Consider the following 19,368-nt stretch of genomic DNA (forward strand, 5'->3'; position numbering starts at 1 on the left):
TTCAAGAAAGTGACACATGCTACAAGCAAGCCTATTCTAATCGAAATCCTTCATTTAATAAATTACTCACTTACAAAAACCTTAAAGTTCTCAGGGTATTTTCTATACTTATACAAGCGAATATGGATGATATAAAAATCTTATGCTTAAATCGGTCATTAAACATCGCATTTCTAAATTATAAGTCACCATGAAAAATTATTTAAAAACACAACAGAATCAGTTCGGACAAACCATAGGTTTTTCGCTTGAAGAAAATGTGACAGCTTCACCCGTGCAGGGAAATATATTTGGACAATACGTTCAGTTGGTTGATGTAGCTGATGGCATAACAGATCAGGCGGCAGGGCAGTTATGGGAAGCGGTATCCACAGAACCCGATGAACAATGCTGGACTTATCTGCCATATTCTGCCCCACATAGCCAACATAGTTTAAAAGATTCATTAGACAACTTATTCGGCTTTAAAGATTCCACTCATTTTCTAATTTAAGTTGCTGAAGAGATACAAGGTTGGGTTGCATTGTTAAATCCGAGGCTTGGGCATGGCGTGATTGAGATTGGTAATGTTTATTTTTCACATAAAATGAAAAAATCAAAGGCGTCAACTGAAACAATTTTCTTACTGCTAGAACAATGTTTTGCAGATGGTTTTAGACGTGTTGAATGGAAATGTGATGATTGTAATGCCCCGTCTAAAGCTGCCGCTTTACGCTTCGGTTTTCAGTATGAAGGCATATTTCGCCAAGATCGGATCATAAAAGGACGAAATCGAAATACTGCATGGTTTTCGATTGTTGATGATGAGTGGTCGGAATTAAAAAATGCTTATCAACAATGGTTAAACCCAGACAATTTTGATTGGCAGGGTATTCAGAAACAGAAGTTGTCTGATTTTTTTGATTGAATAAGGATCAGTGCTTATTCAAAAGCACTGACATCGCCAACGCCACGGCGAACAATCACAGGATTTTCTCCAGATAAATCCACGATACTGGTGGTGGACAAGGTACCGAAGCCGCTGTCAATAAACACATCAATGCGTTTACCGAGCTGATTTTCAATATCATAAGGATCATCAAGCGGATCTTTTTGATCAGGCAAGATCAATGTACTGGTGAGTAACGGTTCGCCAAGTTCTTGTAATAAAGCTTGTGCAACAGGATTACTTGGAATACGCAGACCAATTGTTTTTTTCTTTGGGTGCATTAAGCGTTTTGGCACTTCACTGGTAGCAGGTAAAATAAATGTGGTAATAGCAGGGGTATTGGCTTTTAACAGTCTGTACATCGCATTATCGACTTTTGCATAAGTTGCAATATCAGATAAATCACAACACATAATTGCATATTGATGTTTAGGACCTAAGCCACGAATCTGAGCTATTCGCTCCATCGCACTTTTATTCCCAATCTGACAACCAATCGCATAGGCTGCATCAGTTGGATAAACCACCACATCACCCGCACGAATACGTTCAACCGCCTGAGTGATTAAGCGAGCCTGTGGATTTTCAGGATGAATATGTAAATGTAACATTATTATTGTAACTCCCTGATCTTTATGGCTGAATTAAGTATGAAACTTGTTCTAGTAAAGATGCAAGTCCTAGATGTGTTAATTTTGTCATTCAATCAAGTAATTCACGTTTAAATTCATTTAGTTGTAATGGTAATTCATTACGGGTACAAACACAGATATAGTGAATAAAAAGTGCAGCATCTCGTGGCAAAGTGGCTTCACCTGAAAAATAACGTTGTACTTGAGCAAAAACATTATCTTTAAATTGTGTCCCATTGCCGCTATCACCGGTTAGGTTATCTAAAGAGACACGAAACTTTCGACCAAAGGCTGTTGCAAATAACCATTCAATGGCTTGAGGCTTAATTTCAACTTGTTCAAATAAAGCTTGCTGTTCTGCAGTACGACCATCGGGTGCATACCAATAACCTAAATCAGGTAAAAGGCGACGTTTTTCACCTGAAATACTCCAATGACTAATTTCATGCAAGGCACTGTTAAAGAAACCATGTGCAAATTGGATTTTTGCAGGCTGTTGATTTATCGCTGGGAAATATTCTGGTTCAAAATCACCTTTAACAAGCATGACATTATGGTGGGAAAACCAGTGATTAAAGTGTAAAATAAGCCAATCAACCTGTTCTGGTTCTGTTGTTAACGTTTTCCAAGATGAGCGTTGCACTTGATCTGGTGTTAACATAGGAGCAGTGATTGAATGGGGGCTAACAAGTGATGAAGTTGTTACTTCAAGTTGCGGCTGCAACAGATGCATTGCTGTGTTACCACGAGTTCTGTCTAAAGAAGTGCAAAATTGTATCTTAATCTTTGACAGAGTACCGATGAATTTGTAGAATTGCCGCCTTAATTATGTCAGCAAATACTTTTCCAAGCCAAATCGAGCCATTTAAATGGGCTGAACAGGGCTATACATGGTCAGGAACACTGCCATTGTCTCGCTTTGCTCGTATTGCTCGAGAAGCTGTTGGTTCAATTGATGATCAATTGATCAACATAGACTGTAAGCTATCAATGGATGCCTATCATCGCATTGTATGGTTAGATGGACATATTGATACTAAAGTTCCAATGGAATGCCAACGTTGTTTGGGATCTGTTGAAATTGAATTAGTCTCAGAATTTCATTTAGCTTTAATTGATGATGAGTCACTGATAGAGCGATTGGATGAGGATGCTGATTTCATCGTTTTAGGTGAAAGTGAATCGTCGAAAAAAGGGAGTATTGATACACCTGCTTCGATTGATTTACTCGCATTACTAGAAGATGAATTGTTATTGTTGATGCCTTTGTCTCCCAAACATGATGTTTGTGAGCATAAACATCAACCTGTCGTTCAGGACGTTGTCGAAGAAAAGCGGGATAACCCGTTTGATGTTTTGGCAAGTTTGAAAGGCAAACTTAACTCATAACACAATTTGTGTTATCATGTTGAGTTAAGACAACTGAATTTGTTCTGATCCATTTTTCGATCTTTGTAAGGAGCCATCATGGCCGTTCAGCAAAACCGTAAAAGTCGCTCTCGCCGTGACATGCGCCGTTCACATGACGCTTTAACCGAGAATGCATTATCTGTAGACCAAACTACTGGTGAAACTCATCGTCGTCACCACGTGACTAAAGACGGTATTTACCGTGGTCGTCAATTATTCGCTAAAGCAGCTGATGCTGAATAATTGAGTTATATGCATTAAGCGTTAGCTTAAAGTATAAAAAAATGGGAGCGAAAGCTCCCTTTTTTGTTGTTTTTCGCAATTAAAAAACGATTTAATCAATGGTAAATTGCCGCATCGGAAAAGAGTCTGTTGTCATTCTCATGTAGAATCATGAGTGTTGATAAAACTGGCGATAGACCATTTTAAGGATTTTTATATGTCGACTAAGCGACTTGAGCAGGCTGCTCAAGCAACAAAAACAGCATTTGTTTTTCCTGGTCAGGGTTCACAAAAAGTAGGGATGCTGGCTGAGCTTGCAGAGCAGTTTAGTGTCGTTCGAGATACCTTTGCAGAAGCATCAGCAGCACTTGGTTTTGATCTTTGGCAGATTGCCCAAAGTGGTGAGGGTTTAGATCAAACTGAAAATACTCAACCAGTTTTGCTAACAGCAAGTATTGCCTTATGGCGTGTATGGTTAGAGTTAGGGGGTATAGCACCGAAATACTTGGCTGGACATTCTTTGGGAGAATATAGTGCGCTTGTTGCAGCAGAGGCAATGACTCTAGCTGACGCGGTTAAATTAGTCCATTTACGCGGAAAATTGATGCAGAGTGCTGTTCCTCAAGGTACAGGCGCAATGGCTGCAATTCTTGGTTTAGCCGATGAGAAAGTGATCGAGCTTTGCCAAAAAGTGAATGCATCTGCGGCAGGCCAAGGTTCGGTTGAAGCGGCGAATTATAATGCGCAAGGTCAGGTGGTGATTGCAGGCAGTACAGCTTTGGTTCAGCAAGTCATGGCTGAAGCGAAAGAGCAATCTGGTAAAGCGATTGCATTGCCTGTTTCTGTTCCGTCACATTGTACCTTAATGAAACCAGCAGCAGAAAAGTTTGCTGAAGCTTTGGAACAAACTGCCATTGAGCTACCCCACCTTCCTGTAATACAAAATGTCAACGCGGAAATCGCGACAGATGTTGCTCAATTACGTCAGGCATTGACGGCTCAGTTATATCAGTCAGTTCAATGGACACGTACCATGCAATATCTGCAAGATGAAGGTGTGCAGTATGTGGTTGAATGTGGACCAGGTACAGTACTCAGTAATCTTGCCAAGCGATTACCCAACATAGAAAAAGCATTTGCGATTGATAGCAAAGCACGTATGGAAGATGCCCTAAACGCAGTGTTAGTGGCAGAAGGAAAAATTGCATGACACAACAACGAAAAGTTGCGTTGGTGACAGGGGCTAGCCGAGGAATTGGCGCAGCAATTGCACAGCAACTCATTCAAGACGGTTTTTTTGTGGTAGGCACCGCGACCTCTGAATCAGGCGCGCAAAAACTGACAGAAAGATTTGCTGAACATGGGGCAGGTGCTGTACTCGATGTTCGTGATGGTGCAGCGATTGATGCACTTGTATCAGATATTGAACAAAAATATGGTTCAGTACTGATCTTGGTGAACAACGCAGGCATTACCAAAGATAACTTGTTGCTTCGTATGTCGGAAGATGATTGGGACGATATTCTCAATATTCATCTGAAAGCCGTATACCGTTTGTCTAAACGCGTATTGAAAGGTATGACCAAAGCACGTTTTGGCCGCATTATTAACATTAGTTCAGTGGTTGCACATTTTGCGAACCCTGGACAGGCGAACTACTCAGCAGCAAAAGCAGGGATTGAAGCATTCAGTCGTAGCTTAGCCAAAGAGATGGGGAGTCGTCAGATTACAGTGAACAGTGTTGCACCTGGTTTCATTGCCACTGAAATGACTGATCAGTTAAGCGAAGATATTCGTAAAAAAATGACTGATCAAGTAGCTTTAAGTCGTCTAGGTGAACCTCAAGATATTGCTGATGCAGTGAGTTTCCTGGCTAGCGATAAGGCTAGTTACATTACTGGTACAGTTTTACACGTAAATGGTGGTCTATACATGGCCTAACTGGCGATGTATAAACTTTTAAAAGTTTTTATATTCAATTAAACTAGTGGCAAATCAAAACGCCACAAGCAATGAGGAGAATTCCTGTGAGCGATATCGAACAACGCATCAAACAAGCTGTAGCTGAACAATTAGGTATGCGTGCTGAAGAGATCAAGAATGAAGCATCTTTCATGGATGATTTAGGTGCTGACTCTTTGGATCTGGTTGAACTTGTAATGTCTTTCGAAAATGATTTTGATATCACGATTCCAGACGAAGATTCTAATGAAATCACGACTGTTCAATCTGCAATTGATTATGTAACCAAAAAACTTGGTTAATCATATCACATGATTAAAAGCCACCTTTTTCGGTGGCTTTTTTATATGTTCAACTTTTCATATGAATAGATGTAAAAATATCTTACAAAAAAAATAAACTATAAATATGAAAATAATTTATTTGAGTGTATAAATTTTATGCTATTTAAAATAATGTATTAAACCATAACAACAAAAGGGAATTTTATGAATATAGCAAACCGTATTAAAGAGATCATTATTGAGCAACTTCGTGTAAATGAAGAAGATGTTTTACCAAATGCATCCTTTACAGATGATTTAGGCGCTGATTCATTGGCTGTAGTTGAACTTATTATGGCTTTGGAAGGAGAGTTTGGTATTCAAATTCCTTACGAAGAGGCTGAGAAAATTGTTACCGTTCAATCTGCAATTGATTATATGACCAATATTGTGGGAGAAAATGCTTAAATTGCTTCAAGTTTTGAACGAATTGAAAGCCGCCGTAAGGTGGCTTTTTATATTTAAAAAATATATAAATGTGAAACCTTAAAATTAGTTTTATTGCATATACATATATTTACAAGACCTCGTTAAATTGAAACTCGCATGCTTTATTTTTTCGGTATAACTAATTGTAAGTCTGTTTTGACTATGCTTAATCAATAATTACAGAGGAAATAAAAAATGGGTCTTTTTGATTTTGTTAAAGGCATCGGTAAAAAAAATACAGCACCAGCAGAACCTCAGCCTGCTCCAGCCACACCTGTTGAGCCTTCAGCTCAAGAGATTGCCAATAAATTATTAGGTTTGATTAAAAGTTTAGGTCTTGGTATTGAAGGTTTATCAGTAACCTACAATGGAAATACCGATACAGCCATCATTAAAGGACAAGTCAAAAGCCAAGCAGATAAAGAAAAGATAGTTCTTGCCGTTGGTAATATTGATCACGTTGCTCAGGTCGATGATCAGATGACGGTTGAGGTACCTGAACCAGAAAGTAAATTTTATACCGTAAAATCAGGTGATAATTTATCAAAGATTTCTAAAGAATATTATGGCGATCCAAACCAATACAATAAAATTTTTGAAGCGAATAGACCATTACTCAAAAATGCGGACGATATTTTTCCTGGACAAGTTTTACGTATCCCTGAATAAATTGTAATGTGACAGAAGAGGCGCGTATTGCGCCTTTTTTATTTAAAAATAAAAGATAAAATCTATAAAATTGAAATTACTAAAACATTAAAAAAATGAATTCATTTACTTATGCTTTATGTCAAAAGCCCGTTTTAAGTGTGGCAATGTGGATGACAGATCTTTGTGTATTTCCTCCATTATTTTCAAATCTGCCGATTGATTTAACTCATACAGGAGCATTAGCAACTACTGAATTTAAGGTAAATGTACCAAAGTCTTACCACTTAAGCCTAACTGTTGAATTTGAATCAGCACAAAAGCGAGTTGATGATCTTGTTGTTGGAAATACTTTTAACCAATATTGTGATGGGACTATAAAATATAACAACATCCCTGTAGAGAAGAGAAAAGAATTAGGTCAACCAATAACCTTGCAGGTTATTGTAAGAAAATCAAAAAATCATAAAATTGTTTTTAATCAGCAATTTCAGTCTTTATGCTCAACAGGACATGATGGTAAAAATAAAAGTTACAGAAGTATTGGCTGGATTCCTTTATCTCAAGATCTTTATGTGATTGAAGTTGTTAATTTACAACCACATAATCAATTAAAAAATGTCAAAACAACATTAAGCTTAAATGCAAGTAATGGTGGTAAATAATCTTAAGATAATAATTGTTTAGGCAGCTTATCCATTAATTGTAAAAAAGGTTTTGGACTTTGTAATGCTCTAGATAGGATTAAAGATCCTTGAATACGTATCACAGTATCTTGTGCTCGCTCGAAAGCTTGTTCTTCTGATATTCCCGCATCTTGTAAAACGACAGAGATACTTTCAATCAGTCTTGTAAATACGGGTTGAATTTGAGGCAAAAAGATTTGGTGCGCTTCACTTAAGGTTAAAACTGCCAAAATACACGCTACATGGCCATTTTCATAAACTTGCTTTAATGAATAGGTCAGAGCTTCTAAACGTTCAATAGGTGATGCGTTGCTTTGTAGGTGAATAAAAATATGATCTTCGCGCCATTGTTCTAAATAGCTCAAAACATCTTGTGCCATTTGTTGTTTTCCATTTGGAAAGTGATGATACAAACTGGCTTTACCTAGACCTGTTCGTTCAGAAATTTTGGATAAAGAAGCACCTTCATAGCCATATTCTCTGAAAATACTTAATAAAGATCGAATTAAAGTCGGTTTATCCATAAAATTACTCATACCACTTGATTTTGTACCGATCGTTCGGTACATTAAAATTATATAACCACAAAAGAAGATGACAATGAAACTTTATAATACTGTAATCTCAGGAAATTGTTACAAAATCAGATTATTACTTTCATTTCTGAATTTAGACTACGAAAAAGTCTCTATAAATTTAGCTGACCAAGAGCAAAAGACAGAACATTTTCTAAAACTGAATCCTTTAGGGCAGATTCCTGTGCTAGAAGATCAGGGGAGGCATATCCATGATTCTCAAGCAATCTTGTGCTATCTCGCTAGAACATATGATGCTCATCAGCTTTGGTTTCCTCAAGAAACAATTGCAATGACACATGTTTTAGAGTGGTTATTTTTTGCCAATCAAAGAATTGCTTCTACTTTATCGGCAGCACGAGCATTTCATCTGATTAAAAAACCAAATATTGATATCGAAAATGCGACTGTAATGTCACATGCATCATTAGCAATTGTAAATCAACATTTGAAAACAAGAAATTGGTTGGTTGGTGAATCAGCCACGATTGCAGATATTGCTTGTTATCCTTACATCGCTTTAGCGCATCAAGGAAAAATAGAATTAGCCCCATATCCATATGTTCAGGCTTGGTTAACAAGTTTTCAACAATTGCCTCGTTTTATTGAATTAGATGAATAATAGGTTAGGCATGAAAAAAGTATTGATTACTGGAGCAAGTCAAGGAATAGGGCAAGCGATTGCTCAAAAATTCTTGGATGAGAATTATGAGGTACATAATATTTCTCGACATACTCCACAATATTCACATCTTCATTTGCATCATTGGCAAGCGGATATGTTGCAATATGATCAAATTGAAAAGGTGATTCAGCAGATTGGGCAGTTTGATGTGCTGATTAATAATGCAGGCTATATGAATACATTTACAGCCGCTTCATATACGTGGGAAGAAATGCAAAAAATTATGAATATAAATCTGATTCATACGATGCAGTTGAGTATCGATGTGGCGGAGAATATTTTTAAAAATCAGAAATTTGGACGCATTATTAGTATGGCATCCATTGCTGGGCAAATTGGGCATCCTGATATCTGGTATGGCATTTCAAAAGCGGGGCTAATTAATGGGATGCGTAGTTTGGCTCGTAGTCATGCCCAGCATAATATTCAAACCTTTAGTCTCGCACCTGGCCCTGTTGAAACACGGATGATGCAAAAGATTCCTATTGAAAGACAAAAGCGGTTAAAAGAAGCGACTTTAAATCAGCAATTTTGCCAAACACAAGAAATTGCAGAAACAGTTTTTTGGCTGGCGCAAGCAGCTCCAAATTGTTTAAGTGGTGAGGTATTTGATTTGAATAATGGTGTGAATTGTCGTTAGATCATGTTGAATAAATGAATAGAAATATATGTATTTCTATTCATTATTATTTAAGTTTTAAAACCGCTTTGGAATCTTTTGCCCATTGAGTACAGGGGTCTCAGCTTGTTTTAATACACCAAATAACCACGTTTCAGCATATTGGACAGCAATTTTAAGTGAATCACCTAAGGCTAAACGCCCTGCAATAAAACTTGCCAAAGAACAACCTGAACCATGATATTGACCCTCTAAACGAGGACAGATACTTTCAGCAATCATTTTGCCATCAGCATAGAGGACGTTACGGATATGATCAGGTGTATCTTCATGTCCACCTTTCACTAGTACAGCTTTTGCGCCCATCTCAAATAATTTTTGAGTGGCTTGCTCAATATCATCAATACCTGTTAATGCTCTTAATTCAACTGTATTTGGGGTAATGACTGTGGCTAAGGGAATTAACTCAACAAATGCTTTAACTAATGTTGCTTGATCACCGAGTGAACCCCCACTATTCGCGACTAATACTGGATCGAGTACATATTGATAATCTGGGTGTTGACGTAAAAACTCAGCCAATGCAGCAATATTATCGGTTGTACCCAGCATGCCTGATTTTACACATTTAATCGGTAAATCACCCACTACTGCATTTGCTTGAGCAAGTAGTAACTCTTTTGAAGTGGCTTCAAAACCAAACACTTGTTGCGAGTTTTGAATGGTCAATGCTGTGCAGGCAATGGCTGCATGTGCGCCACTTTGCCCAATTGCCTCAATATCTGCTTGTAAGCCAGCACCACCTGATGGATCTAAACCTGAAAAACATAGTACGGTAGGACGCACAGCCATTTCCTTTTATTCTCTCATTTAAGCTAGTATATGGGAGTTTCGAGAAACTCTCGACTATGTTATGTAAGGCTTTAAGAGATTGAACGAATGACGATCAAAAATATTCTGATTGATTTAGATGGGACTTTAACTGACCCTAAAGCGGGTATTCATCGCTCAATTCGTTATGCTTTAGAAAAACTGGGCCACCCTTTAGCGGATGGAGTTGATTTAGATTGGACGATTGGACCTCCGTTGAAAGCTTCTTTGGCAAAGTTATTAAATACTCAGGATGATGATTTTGCTGAACAAGCGTTACTTGCTTATCGTGAGCGTTTTTCAGTGACTGGTTTATTTGAAAATGAAGTTTATGCAACAGTGGTAGAAACGTTGCAACAGTTACAACTACAAGGTTATCGATTATTTTTAGCGACGGCGAAGCCAACAGTTTATGCGAAACGTATCCTTGCCCATTTTGGTTTGGATCAATTTTTTACTGAAATGTATGGCAGTGAATTAACAGGTGAACGTACCAATAAAGTAGATCTAATAGCTTATATTCTTGAAAAAGAGCAATTGGATGCGCAGCAATGCATTATGGTGGGAGACCGACAATATGATGTGATTGGTGCACGTGCCCATGGTATTGAAACCATTGCTGTAAATTATGGTTACGGCACAGCAGAAGAACTCGCTCAAGTACAACCGATTGCTCAAATCGCACAATTTAGCCAATTGCTTAATACGGTGAATCAACTGAATTTAGAACGAAAAGTATCATAATCATGAACGCAATAAAAAGCCTCGAATGATCGAGGCTTTTTTGTTTCATTAAATATTATGTTTTAAGCGATATTGAACCAATTCTTCGATACTAATCACGGTAAGGCCATGTGTCTGAGCATAAGCTAGAACTTGAATACCTGATGCCATAGAGCCATCAGGATTAGTCAATTCACATAATACGCCAGAAGGTTTTAAACCAGCCAAACGGGCTAAATCTATTGTTCCTTCAGTATGTCCTCTGCGAGTTAATACGCCACCATTACGTGCACGTAATGGGAACACATGACCTGGTCGACTGAGGTCACTTGCAATAGCACCATCTTTAGTGGCAGCTAAAATTGTTGTTACGCGATCTTTAGCAGAAACACCAGTGGTCACACCTTGTGCAGCTTCGATCGTTACCGTGAATGCTGTTTTAAATTGGCTAGAATTGTCGACCACCATTGGTGGGAGTGCTAGATGATCGGCCAACTCTTCTGTCAGACATAAGCACACAATACCAGAACCATCACGAATCATTCGTGCCATGGTTTCGACAGTGAGTGTTTCAGCAGCAATAATAAGATCAGCTTCATTTTCACGATCGAAATCATCCATTACCAATACTGGTTTGCCTTGGCGGATGTCTTCTAAAGCTTGTTGAATACGTTGTTCAGCAGGGGAAAGGGCTGAAAAGAAAAGTTCGGGTTGAATTAAACTCGACATAATGAAACGCTCTCGTAAATAGGATACGGTTGAACATTTCAGGACTGATGTAAAAAATAAGCGTACACCAAAACAACGCGAAAAGCGTATTTCAGTGGTTTCGTCTTCTTTCATCCGGACTATACCGTCGGCTTTGGTCTCTCACCAAATCTGCGAGTATATAAATATATACAGGCTCGTGGGCTGATTAGGTCACTTGATTGCAAGGCCCAACTTACCACCGGTGGGGAATTACACCCCGCCCTGAAGCGATGTGCTTTGATTATAGCTAGTTTTTTGAGAGGAAAGGGAACTATTTATGAAATGGATCGTTCTATTGAAATATGAATTTAAGCAAATGAAGTTTCGGTTTTGTCGTGGAGAAGTCATTGTTTTTGAATTGTTTTGATGAGTTCTATTCAGCACTTAGTATCGACCTAGCCATAAAAAAAGCCAGTTCACATTGACTGGCTTTTTAGAAATTTTTTAAATATTTATGCAATTTGTACAGGAATACAGTTTGCCGTGTGATTGACTGTATTGTCCGGATTTGCATAAACCAAACGTGGTTTGTGAAGGTTGGCTTCTACTTCAGTGAAATCACCAAAAGTTGCAATAATGACTAAATCACCGACATCAGCTTGGTGTGCTGCGCCACCATTCACTGAAATAATACCTGAGTCATCTTCACCACGAATTGCATAAGTTGTGAAGCGTTTGCCGTTGGTTACGTTCCATACGTGGATTTCTTCGTATTCACGAATCCCTGCTAAGTCCATTAATACACCATCAATTGCACAAGAACCTTCATAATGAAGTTCTGCATGAGTGACAACTGCACGGTGAATTTTACATTTTAATAAACGAGATAGCATGGCTAGCGTCTCCTGAGTAAGACCTAAGATGAATATCTTATTGGTTGACTTGTCACGTTTCCCGCTGGCGATAGGCGGTTTGATGCGCATTTTGCGCTTAAAAATGCAATATGGCAAGCGTGATTGATCAACAATTCAGTTTAAATTTAAGCGGGTTTGTATGCATTAATTTGATTCATTGCCTGTGAAACTTGTCCATCGACAAGCATTTTCACTTTTGATAAAGCATGATCAATCGCAGCATCCATTAAAGCTTGTTCACTGCTAGGAGCTTTGCCAAGCACATGACCAGAAACACGTTCTTTAGAACCAGGATGTCCAATTCCTATACGTAAGCGATGGAAATTAGCACCAATATGTGGAACGATGTCGCGAAGACCATTATGTCCGCCATGTCCACCACCTGATTTTAAACGAATAATACCAGGATCCATATCGAGTTCATCATGAGCAACAAGAATTGCTTCAGGCGCAACTTGATAAAATTTGGCAAATGGTACGACACTTTGACCAGAACGGTTCATGAAAGTGGTAGGTAAGAGTAAACGTACGTCATGACCATAAACTTGACCACGACCGCTGTATCCATGAAATTTTGGATCAGCCTTTAAAGAAATACCATAACGATCTGCAAGCTGTTCTACGAACCAGAAACCTGCATTATGGCGGGTTTGGGCATATTCCTTACCAGGATTACCCAAACCAACAATTAGCGAAATATTTGACACTAATTTACGCCTTTAACACTTATGCGCGTTTGAAGTCAGCGTGCATAGGTGTGTTTTTAGCTGGGTGACGTTGTAACGCTTGGATTTTAACGTTTTCAACTTTATCACCGATTTTGATTTCGATAACTTCTTCAAAGAAAGCATTGTTTTCTAAAGCTTTAACGATTTCACGAAGCTCTAAAGTAACAGCTACAGGCTCAGCGCTACCACCATAGATGATTGCTGGGATTTGAGCAGCGTGGCGAAGGCGGCGGCTCGAACCTTTCCCTTGTTGTGCTACTTCACGTGCTTGAGCGTTTAATACGAAGTTTGCCATGGGCATATCCTCATTAAGTTTGAGTAACTAAACTTGCGACCAGTTTAGTGATAGAAAAACCCTAGCGAGCTAGGGTTTAAGAAAAAAAGCTGGGCTATTATAGATAACTATCGAACATAGCGCTAATAGATTCTTCGTTATTGATACGACGAATTGTTTCAGCAACCATGCTTGCAACAGAAACTTGGCGAATTTTACCTAAGTTTGCTGCTTCATCTGAAAGAGGAATCGTGTCAGTAACAACGAGTTCATCAATAACAGAGTTACGAAGGTTATCAATCGCTTTACCTGATAAAACAGGGTGAGTCGCATAAGCAATCACTCGACGAGCACCAAATTGTTTCAGTGCATCCGCAGCTTTGCAAAGCGTACCTGCTGTATCGACCATGTCATCAACAATGACACAGTCACGATCTTTTACATCACCAATCAAATGCATCACTTGTGACTCATTTGCTTTTTGGCGACGTTTATCAATGATAGCTAAATCGATATCGCCTAACTGTTTTGCAACAGCACGTGCACGAACAACACCACCTACGTCAGGAGATACAACCATTAAGTTGTCATGTTGTTGTTGACGTAAATCAGCTAACAACGCTGGCGTACCATAGATGTTATCAACTGGGATATCGAAGAAACCTTGAATTTGGTCTGCGTGTAAGTCGATCATTACCACACGGTCAATACCTACAGTTGTCAGCATGTCTGCAACAACTTTTGCAGTAATTGGAACACGAGCAGAACGTGGACGACGATCTTGACGTGCATAACCGAAATACGGAATGACTGCAGTGATACGACCAGCACTTGCACGACGCAAAGCATCAGCCATGACCAAGATTTCCATCAGGTTATCGTTGGTAGGCGCACAAGTAGATTGAACGATAAAAACGTCTTTACCACGAACATTTTCAGTAATTTCAACTGAAATTTCACCATCAGAAAACTTACTTACAGAAGCAGCACCGAGAGGGATATGTAAATGGCTTACGACTTTTTGGGCGAAATGTGGATGAGCACTTCCACTAAAAACGACAAGATTGGGCATGAAGCACCCTTGGCGGTTGGCTTATAATGAATTTGGATGGCAGGGGCGGCTGGATTCGAACCAACGGATGGCGAGATCAAAACCCGCTGCCTTACCACTTGGCGACGCCCCTAATGCGGCAGAACTTTAATCGTTTTGCATGATAATGTCAATATGATTGAACAGGTATCAATATAAAACAAGTCTGTCTAAAGATATGGCAGGGGCGGCTGGATTCGAACCAACGGATGGCGAGATCAAAACCCGCTGCCTTACCACTTGGCGACGCCCCTAAATTTGATGATATGTAATGGCAGGGGCGGCTGGATTCGAACCAACGGATGGCGAGATCAAAACCCGCTGCCTTACCACTTGGCGACGCCCCTATTACATACATCTACAGGTGAAAATTGGCAGGGGCGGCTGGATTCGAACCAACGGATGGCGAGATCAAAACCCGCTGCCTTACCACTTGGCGACGCCCCTAACGTGTAACTTTGAAATGTCTTAAAGGTGATTCTGCTAAACTGTTGACCAAGTAAGCTTTACAAGGTGCGTTTTGCAAAATCTTCTTCGTATCCATTTCACTGGTTACTTCAGTAAAAACACAAGCACCTGTACCTGTAAGCTTTGCTAGACCAAATTGATCTAAATATTGCATCGCTTCTTCAACTTCAGGGTATAACTGTCGAGCCAGAGGTTCGAAGTTATTTCCAAAGCTAGAAGGTTCTAACTGATAGGCGCAAAATGTAGTGATCTTAGAATCTCTTGTCAATGTTTTTTGTGAAAAAAGTGCTTGAGTGCTGATAAAACAATCAGGTTTTAAAATTATGAATTGTTTTTGAGCTAAGTCTATGAATGATAAATGTTCACCTATGCCTTCTGCCCATGCATTTCGACCAAAAATAAAGATAGGCACATCTGCACCCAGTTGCACACCATAATCAGCTAATTGCTGTTCATTTAAACCGCATTGCCACAGTTGATTGAGTACAATGAGTGTAGTGGCTGCATTAGATGAACCGCCGCCAAGACCAGCACCCATCGGAATATTTTTCTCGATTTGAATATTTAACCCACATGGTTCTTTTGCATGGGGTTTGAGTAATTGTGCTGCACGATAGATTAAGTTTTGTTCAAGAGTAACCTCATTTAAGCCTTCAATATGAATCATTCCATCCGCAATTGGCTCAAAAGTCATCCAATCATATAAATCAATCAGTTGAAAAATAGTTTGTAATTCATGATAACCATTGTCTCTACGACCAGTGATGTGCAGAAATAAATTCAATTTAGCAGGGGAAGGTACTCTAATCATAAAAGAATCTAATCTATCGGTTTTGAATCACCATTGTAATACGGTTTTCTTTATCGTCAGCAAGTGCTTGCTTCAACAAAAGTTTATTTGGAAGGATTTGCTTATCGTTATAGCTGAAATCAACAGTCCAGCCATCTTCAATGAGCTGTTTCAAGCGATTTTGTTCGTCTTTGCTCGCTTGAGCATTTTGTGTCGCAGGCTTCGCTTGTACCCAGTAGGCAAGGTGCATAATCGGTGCCTGCCAACCTGTTGCTTTTTCTAATAACTCTTCAGGTGTAGCTGCCGTAATCAGACCTGTTTTGGCGCTATTTAAGGTGACTTGACCTGGTTTGCCTTCAATTTGGGTTTTCCCAACACCTAAAATTCCAGTCAGTTCAATATCAAATTGATCTTGTTGTTGAACCCATGTAAAAAAAGCACTGCCAGACTGTTGTGGTGTACGTACACCTATTTTACCTTGTAAGCTAAAGTTATTTTCATCTTGCACTTGTGGTGAAGCAATTATCTTATTTGGTTGGCTTAGATGTTGGCAGCCTGTTAATACTAGGACACTACTGCTACATATCGCGACACATAATTTTGAAAACAAGCGCATGTATTTAACTCTTTTTTACAGTGATAGGTAAGATTAAGCTATCAAGTTGTTGTAATTGTGGGGCATTTGCATGTTTTTGTTTCAATTGCTGTAACACCTCACTAAATTGTGTGAGTGCGCCTTGCATATACAGCGCTTTAGCATAGCGAACTCCAATATTGATATTTTGGCTAATTGAATAGGCTTGTCCCAAGACTTTGGTTGCGGTATCAAAATCATTTTGTAGAAAAGCGATATAGCCCAATGTATCAAGAATAGAGGCTTGTTCAGGTGCAAAGTTGAGCGCTAGTTCTGCATATTTGCGCGCTTCTTTTAGGCGACGATTTTGCAATGCTAAGGTATAGGCATAAGCGTTTAAATAGGTCGGGCTATTGGGTTCAATAATTAAAAGTTGCTTCAAAGTTTTATCTAATTTATCCCGATCGGTATAAGGATCCAGCAATAATACTTCTGCATAAATCAGTTCAGGATCATCGGGTAAGCTCTTAATCGCTTCATCTAGCAATACTAAAGCTGCTTTTTTATTATCCATCTTTTTTAAAATATCAGCTTGAGCTTGATAGAGGAAACTTGCATGTTGTGGATAATTCACCCGTTCTTGTGTCAGAAAGCGTAAAGCATCATTTAATTGCCCTTGCTTTTCGAAAATAGTGACCATATTGCGTCGAGACACAATATATAAGCTGCCATCCACGAGCCGATAATATGCTTTTGCGGTTTCATAATGTTGTTTGCGCTGTGCATTGATTGCAAGATAGTAATAAGCTTCATTCTGATATTTTGCTGAAGAACGCAATTCAACTAAATATTGTTCAGCTTTTTCGTATTGTTTTAAATCAATACTGGTTAAGCCGGCAATAAATAAGGCTTCTTCAGTTTTTGGATAATCTTTGATAATACTTTCAAGCTTATCTAATGCTTGCTGTTGTTGATTGATTTGAATGTAATAGCGAGCTTCAGCTAATCGTATATCAATATTGCTTTTATTTTTTCGACTGGCTTGTGCAAACCACTTTTGTGTTTCAGCATCGTCGCGTAAAGCCATTAATAGATTGGCTTTCATCAGAATGAAACTGGTCGATTTTGAACGTTTACGTAAGGCTTTATTGATATTATTTAATGCTTGCTCATATAAGCCATCTTGCGCTTCTAATCCAGCGATTAAAGCCAAGATAGATGGGTTTTCACGTTCTTTACTGGTACGTAAGGCATTTAATAAAATTTCACGATCTTGTGCTTGTTCGGGTGCAATCCCTGCCAAAATTTGTTCGAGATCAGCAGTTGGGTCAATATTTAAGATCTTATCTAATGTTTTAGCTGCCAATTCATATTCATGAGTTTTCAGGGCAATATGTGATAAGTAAAATAAAGCAGGAACATCTTTGGGTTCTTGTTCTACCCAATGTGTTGCAATATCTAATGCAGATTGAAAATCGTTATATTCTAAGGCGACATCTAAAGCACGCTGTTTGATTGTGGTTGAATTACTTCGAATTGCCAGCACTGTATAATTGTGTAATGCAGTTGCAATATCATCATAAGCAAGAGAGAATTCAGCAACCATACTTTGTTGTAATGCGTTGTCAAAGCTTTTATCTGCATACATGTCGTGTATTGCTTGTGCAGAGACATACGAGCTCATGCTACCTAACAACAAGATTGTGGTAGAATACCGTCGAATCGTCTTGCCGCTAAAAAGGGTACGGCGATATAGCTGACGCAATTTTTATTGATCCAAAGTAATGCTTTTTATGACACCGATGTTGCACAATAACATAAATTTAGCGAAATGATGATCTGATATGTCTTTCTTTGCATTGGGTGTCAACCATCAAACAGCTTCTGTTGAACTTCGTGAACAAATCGCTTTCAATGCAGAGCGATTAGCTGCGCTATTGCTTGAACAAAATAAACATTCAGCTTTGAATGATTTAGTTGTTGTATCAACTTGTAATCGCACTGAAGTTTATGCCATGACAGAAGATGCTGATAGTGTTCTGACTTGGTTAGCCCAAGTGAATAATATTGATGTAAAACAGTTAATTCATCATGTTTATCGTTACGAAAATGCCCAAGCTGTTACACATTTGATGCGTGTTGCAAGTGGTTTAGACTCTTTGATGTTGGGTGAGCCACAAATTTTAGGGCAAGTCAAAAGTGCTTTGGCTTTATCTAAAGACGCACAAACTGTGTCGCCTGAACTAAATAGTGTTTTTGAATATGCTTTTTATGCAGCGAAACGTGTTCGTTCAGAAACCTCTGTAGGTAGCCATGCTGTTTCAATGGGTTATGCAGTTGCTCAGTTAGCATTGCAAGTCTTTAGTCGCCCTGAAAAGTTAACGGTTATGGTAGTTGCCGCAGGTGAAATGAATAGTTTGGTTGCTAAGCATTTAGCGGAAATGGGGGTGGCAAAAATTCTAATTTGTAACCGTAGCCGTGAGCGTGCTGATTTACTGGCACAAGAAATTGCTCACCAAGTTGAGGTTGAAATTATTCCTTTTGCTGAACTTGCCCAGAATTTATATAGAGCAGATGTTGTCTCGAGCTGTACAGGAAGTTTACATCAAGTTATTCAATATTCAGATGTTAAAGCCGCACTTAAAAAGCGTCGCTATCAGCAAATGTTGATGGTCGATTTGGCTGTTCCACGTGATATTGATCCGAAAGTTGAATCATTAGATAACGTATATTTATATGGTGTGGATGATTTACAAAGTGTGATTGATGAAAATTTAGCGCAACGTCGTCAGGCGGCTGTTGAGGCTGAAATCATGGTGAATCAATTGGCTACTCAATTGATGACCCAACAAAAAGTGAAAGAGGCGAGTAGTACCATTCAAGCTTATCGTCAGCACAGTGAAGAAGTCAGCCAAAAAGAGTTGGCACATGCATTAGAGTTATTGCAACATGGTCATGCCGCAGAACAGGTGATGCAGGAGTTTGCTCATCGCCTATCACAGAAACTTATGCATCCAACTTCTATTTTATTAAGAGAAGCTGCTAAAGCTGAAAATCCAGATTATTTTGAATGGTTACAGCAACATCTAAAGGATGTGTTTGAGCATGAGCGTAAACCGAGACAGTAA

24 protein-coding genes, 4 tRNA genes, 1 pseudogene and 1 riboswitch are annotated in these 19,368 nt (G+C 38.9%); of the genes and pseudogenes, 13 read left to right on the forward strand and 16 right to left on the reverse strand.

Annotation, left to right across the window (positions count from 1 at the left end; genetic code table 11):
* The first annotated feature begins 190 nt into the window (after window positions 1-190).
* Window positions 191-907, forward strand: a pseudogene (locus HYG88_RS05630) (GNAT family N-acetyltransferase).
* Between the two features lie 14 nt (window positions 908-921).
* On the opposite strand, the gene HYG88_RS05635 reads toward HYG88_RS05630, so the two are convergent.
* Together HYG88_RS05635 and HYG88_RS05640 are read right to left on the reverse strand one after the other, a co-directional pair.
* Complete coding sequence (locus HYG88_RS05635; protein WP_087544727.1) at window positions 922-1,539, reverse strand: L-threonylcarbamoyladenylate synthase; 618 nt, start codon at window positions 1,537-1,539, stop codon at window positions 922-924.
* A 91-nt stretch (window positions 1,540-1,630) separates the two neighbouring features.
* Window positions 1,631-2,293, reverse strand: a complete 663-nt coding sequence (locus tag HYG88_RS05640; RefSeq protein ID WP_005158418.1) for an elongation factor P hydroxylase — start codon at window positions 2,291-2,293, stop codon at window positions 1,631-1,633.
* Between the two features lie 95 nt (window positions 2,294-2,388).
* On the opposite strand from HYG88_RS05640, the gene HYG88_RS05645 reads away from it, so the two are divergent.
* The 8 genes from HYG88_RS05645 (at window position 2,389) to HYG88_RS05680 (ending at window position 7,219) form a co-directional block, all read left to right on the forward strand.
* Window positions 2,389-2,949, forward strand: coding sequence for a DUF177 domain-containing protein (locus HYG88_RS05645; protein ID WP_004663562.1), 561 nt, complete (start codon window positions 2,389-2,391; stop codon window positions 2,947-2,949).
* 78 nt (window positions 2,950-3,027) lie between these two features.
* On the forward strand, window positions 3,028-3,213 hold the full coding sequence (gene rpmF / locus HYG88_RS05650) for a 50S ribosomal protein L32 (RefSeq protein WP_004638135.1): 186 nt from the start codon (window positions 3,028-3,030) through the stop codon (window positions 3,211-3,213).
* 196 nt (window positions 3,214-3,409) lie between these two features.
* Window positions 3,410-4,402 (forward strand): ACP S-malonyltransferase, encoded by a 993-nt coding sequence (gene fabD / locus HYG88_RS05655; RefSeq protein WP_087546979.1) that lies wholly within the window; start codon window positions 3,410-3,412, stop codon window positions 4,400-4,402.
* Window positions 4,399-5,133 carry a 3-oxoacyl-ACP reductase FabG gene (gene fabG / locus HYG88_RS05660; RefSeq protein ID WP_178882745.1) on the forward strand — a complete coding sequence of 245 codons (735 nt, stop codon included), beginning with the start codon at window positions 4,399-4,401 and terminating at the stop codon, window positions 5,131-5,133. Before fabD ends, fabG begins: the two co-directional genes overlap by 4 nt.
* An 86-nt stretch (window positions 5,134-5,219) precedes the next feature.
* Window positions 5,220-5,456 carry an acyl carrier protein gene (gene acpP / locus HYG88_RS05665; RefSeq protein WP_004655272.1) on the forward strand — a complete coding sequence of 79 codons (237 nt, stop codon included), beginning with the start codon at window positions 5,220-5,222 and terminating at the stop codon, window positions 5,454-5,456.
* Between the two features lie 186 nt (window positions 5,457-5,642).
* On the forward strand, window positions 5,643-5,885 hold the full coding sequence (acpP, locus tag HYG88_RS05670) for an acyl carrier protein (protein WP_046740113.1): 243 nt from the start codon (window positions 5,643-5,645) through the stop codon (window positions 5,883-5,885).
* 216 nt (window positions 5,886-6,101) lie between these two features.
* Window positions 6,102-6,575 (forward strand): peptidoglycan-binding protein LysM, encoded by a 474-nt coding sequence (lysM, locus tag HYG88_RS05675; protein WP_004676490.1) that lies wholly within the window; start codon window positions 6,102-6,104, stop codon window positions 6,573-6,575.
* Window positions 6,576-6,670: 95 nt separating this feature from the next.
* Window positions 6,671-7,219 (forward strand): DUF5625 family protein, encoded by a 549-nt coding sequence (locus HYG88_RS05680; protein ID WP_178882746.1) that lies wholly within the window; start codon window positions 6,671-6,673, stop codon window positions 7,217-7,219.
* A gap of 2 nt (window positions 7,220-7,221) precedes the next feature.
* Here the strand turns inward: HYG88_RS05680 and HYG88_RS05685 are convergent, their stop codons facing one another.
* A complete protein-coding gene (locus tag HYG88_RS05685; protein ID WP_004676494.1) occupies window positions 7,222-7,764 on the reverse strand; it encodes a TetR/AcrR family transcriptional regulator in 543 nt (180 codons plus the stop codon).
* Between the two features lie 76 nt (window positions 7,765-7,840).
* Between HYG88_RS05685 and HYG88_RS05690 the strand changes: the two genes are divergently transcribed.
* Together HYG88_RS05690 and HYG88_RS05695 are read left to right on the forward strand one after the other, a co-directional pair.
* Window positions 7,841-8,437: a glutathione S-transferase family protein gene (locus tag HYG88_RS05690; protein WP_004676497.1), complete on the forward strand. Its 597-nt coding sequence runs from the start codon at window positions 7,841-7,843 to the stop codon at window positions 8,435-8,437.
* 10 nt (window positions 8,438-8,447) lie between these two features.
* A complete protein-coding gene (locus HYG88_RS05695; RefSeq protein ID WP_004676499.1) occupies window positions 8,448-9,140 on the forward strand; it encodes an SDR family oxidoreductase in 693 nt (230 codons plus the stop codon).
* Window positions 9,141-9,197: 57 nt separating this feature from the next.
* On the opposite strand, the gene HYG88_RS05700 is transcribed toward HYG88_RS05695, so the two are convergent.
* A complete protein-coding gene (locus tag HYG88_RS05700; protein ID WP_178882765.1) occupies window positions 9,198-9,965 on the reverse strand; it encodes a hydroxymethylpyrimidine/phosphomethylpyrimidine kinase in 768 nt (255 codons plus the stop codon).
* A gap of 93 nt (window positions 9,966-10,058) precedes the next feature.
* Between HYG88_RS05700 and HYG88_RS05705 the strand changes: the two genes are divergently transcribed.
* Window positions 10,059-10,733: an HAD-IA family hydrolase gene (locus HYG88_RS05705; protein ID WP_178882747.1), complete on the forward strand. Its 675-nt coding sequence runs from the start codon at window positions 10,059-10,061 to the stop codon at window positions 10,731-10,733.
* 48 nt (window positions 10,734-10,781) lie between these two features.
* Here HYG88_RS05705 and ribB read toward each other — a convergent pair whose 3' ends face one another.
* The 12 genes from ribB to HYG88_RS05765 form a co-directional block, all read right to left on the reverse strand.
* Window positions 10,782-11,441 (reverse strand): 3,4-dihydroxy-2-butanone-4-phosphate synthase, encoded by a 660-nt coding sequence (gene ribB, locus HYG88_RS05710; RefSeq protein WP_087536789.1) that lies wholly within the window; start codon window positions 11,439-11,441, stop codon window positions 10,782-10,784.
* 98 nt (window positions 11,442-11,539) lie between these two features.
* Window positions 11,540-11,695: riboswitch (FMN riboswitch) on the reverse strand.
* A 219-nt stretch (window positions 11,696-11,914) separates the two neighbouring features.
* Entirely contained in the window at window positions 11,915-12,295 is a 381-nt protein-coding gene (gene panD, locus HYG88_RS05715) for an aspartate 1-decarboxylase (RefSeq protein WP_004655255.1), read from the reverse strand.
* A 146-nt stretch (window positions 12,296-12,441) separates the two neighbouring features.
* A complete protein-coding gene (pth, locus tag HYG88_RS05720; protein WP_178882748.1) occupies window positions 12,442-13,023 on the reverse strand; it encodes an aminoacyl-tRNA hydrolase in 582 nt (193 codons plus the stop codon).
* A gap of 19 nt (window positions 13,024-13,042) precedes the next feature.
* A complete protein-coding gene (rplY, locus tag HYG88_RS05725) occupies window positions 13,043-13,339 on the reverse strand; it encodes a 50S ribosomal protein L25 (protein ID WP_004663523.1) in 297 nt (98 codons plus the stop codon).
* Between the two features lie 97 nt (window positions 13,340-13,436).
* Window positions 13,437-14,390 carry a ribose-phosphate pyrophosphokinase gene (locus HYG88_RS05730; RefSeq protein ID WP_004663520.1) on the reverse strand — a complete coding sequence of 318 codons (954 nt, stop codon included), beginning with the start codon at window positions 14,388-14,390 and terminating at the stop codon, window positions 13,437-13,439.
* A gap of 37 nt (window positions 14,391-14,427) precedes the next feature.
* Window positions 14,428-14,502: transfer RNA gene (locus tag HYG88_RS05735), tRNA-Gln, on the reverse strand.
* Between the two features lie 85 nt (window positions 14,503-14,587).
* Window positions 14,588-14,662 (reverse strand) — tRNA-Gln (locus HYG88_RS05740).
* 18 nt (window positions 14,663-14,680) lie between these two features.
* Window positions 14,681-14,755, reverse strand: a tRNA-Gln gene (locus HYG88_RS05745).
* A gap of 25 nt (window positions 14,756-14,780) precedes the next feature.
* Window positions 14,781-14,855: transfer RNA gene (locus HYG88_RS05750), tRNA-Gln, on the reverse strand.
* Window positions 14,854-15,687: a 4-(cytidine 5'-diphospho)-2-C-methyl-D-erythritol kinase gene (ispE, locus tag HYG88_RS05755; protein WP_005158355.1), complete on the reverse strand. Its 834-nt coding sequence runs from the start codon at window positions 15,685-15,687 to the stop codon at window positions 14,854-14,856. Before ispE ends, HYG88_RS05750 begins: the two co-directional genes overlap by 2 nt.
* 13 nt (window positions 15,688-15,700) lie before the next feature.
* Window positions 15,701-16,282: a lipoprotein insertase outer membrane protein LolB gene (gene lolB / locus HYG88_RS05760; RefSeq protein WP_005158352.1), complete on the reverse strand. Its 582-nt coding sequence runs from the start codon at window positions 16,280-16,282 to the stop codon at window positions 15,701-15,703.
* A 4-nt stretch (window positions 16,283-16,286) separates the two neighbouring features.
* Window positions 16,287-18,005, reverse strand: coding sequence for a tetratricopeptide repeat protein (locus HYG88_RS05765; RefSeq protein ID WP_178882749.1), 1,719 nt, complete (start codon window positions 18,003-18,005; stop codon window positions 16,287-16,289).
* A 79-nt stretch (window positions 18,006-18,084) separates the two neighbouring features.
* Between HYG88_RS05765 and hemA the strand changes: the two genes are divergently transcribed.
* Window positions 18,085-19,368, forward strand: a complete 1,284-nt coding sequence (gene hemA, locus HYG88_RS05770) for a glutamyl-tRNA reductase (RefSeq protein ID WP_178882750.1) — start codon at window positions 18,085-18,087, stop codon at window positions 19,366-19,368.

The organism is Acinetobacter sp. SwsAc4, assembly GCF_013391535.1.
Lineage (GTDB): Bacteria > Pseudomonadota > Gammaproteobacteria > Pseudomonadales > Moraxellaceae > Acinetobacter.

Excerpts from the sequence above, each read along its gene's own strand:
- HYG88_RS05635 (WP_087544727.1), bottom strand. The coding sequence starts at position 1,539 with ATGTTACATTTACATATTCATCCTGAAAATCCACAGGCTCGCTTAATC.
- HYG88_RS05640 (WP_005158418.1), bottom strand. The coding sequence starts at position 2,293 with ATGCATCTGTTGCAGCCGCAACTTGAAGTAACAACTTCATCACTTGTT.
- HYG88_RS05645 (WP_004663562.1), top strand. The coding sequence starts at position 2,389 with ATGTCAGCAAATACTTTTCCAAGCCAAATCGAGCCATTTAAATGGGCT.
- rpmF (WP_004638135.1), top strand. The coding sequence starts at position 3,028 with ATGGCCGTTCAGCAAAACCGTAAAAGTCGCTCTCGCCGTGACATGCGC.
- fabD (WP_087546979.1), top strand. The coding sequence starts at position 3,410 with ATGTCGACTAAGCGACTTGAGCAGGCTGCTCAAGCAACAAAAACAGCA.
- fabG (WP_178882745.1), top strand. The coding sequence starts at position 4,399 with ATGACACAACAACGAAAAGTTGCGTTGGTGACAGGGGCTAGCCGAGGA.
- acpP (WP_046740113.1), top strand. The coding sequence starts at position 5,643 with ATGAATATAGCAAACCGTATTAAAGAGATCATTATTGAGCAACTTCGT.
- lysM (WP_004676490.1), top strand. The coding sequence starts at position 6,102 with ATGGGTCTTTTTGATTTTGTTAAAGGCATCGGTAAAAAAAATACAGCA.
- HYG88_RS05680 (WP_178882746.1), top strand. The coding sequence starts at position 6,671 with ATGAATTCATTTACTTATGCTTTATGTCAAAAGCCCGTTTTAAGTGTG.
- HYG88_RS05685 (WP_004676494.1), bottom strand. The coding sequence starts at position 7,764 with ATGGATAAACCGACTTTAATTCGATCTTTATTAAGTATTTTCAGAGAA.
- HYG88_RS05690 (WP_004676497.1), top strand. The coding sequence starts at position 7,841 with ATGAAACTTTATAATACTGTAATCTCAGGAAATTGTTACAAAATCAGA.
- HYG88_RS05695 (WP_004676499.1), top strand. The coding sequence starts at position 8,448 with ATGAAAAAAGTATTGATTACTGGAGCAAGTCAAGGAATAGGGCAAGCG.
- HYG88_RS05705 (WP_178882747.1), top strand. The coding sequence starts at position 10,059 with ATGACGATCAAAAATATTCTGATTGATTTAGATGGGACTTTAACTGAC.
- ribB (WP_087536789.1), bottom strand. The coding sequence starts at position 11,441 with ATGTCGAGTTTAATTCAACCCGAACTTTTCTTTTCAGCCCTTTCCCCT.
- panD (WP_004655255.1), bottom strand. The coding sequence starts at position 12,295 with ATGCTATCTCGTTTATTAAAATGTAAAATTCACCGTGCAGTTGTCACT.
- rplY (WP_004663523.1), bottom strand. The coding sequence starts at position 13,339 with ATGGCAAACTTCGTATTAAACGCTCAAGCACGTGAAGTAGCACAACAA.
- HYG88_RS05730 (WP_004663520.1), bottom strand. The coding sequence starts at position 14,390 with ATGCCCAATCTTGTCGTTTTTAGTGGAAGTGCTCATCCACATTTCGCC.
- ispE (WP_005158355.1), bottom strand. The coding sequence starts at position 15,687 with ATGATTAGAGTACCTTCCCCTGCTAAATTGAATTTATTTCTGCACATC.
- lolB (WP_005158352.1), bottom strand. The coding sequence starts at position 16,282 with ATGCGCTTGTTTTCAAAATTATGTGTCGCGATATGTAGCAGTAGTGTC.
- hemA (WP_178882750.1), top strand. The coding sequence starts at position 18,085 with ATGTCTTTCTTTGCATTGGGTGTCAACCATCAAACAGCTTCTGTTGAA.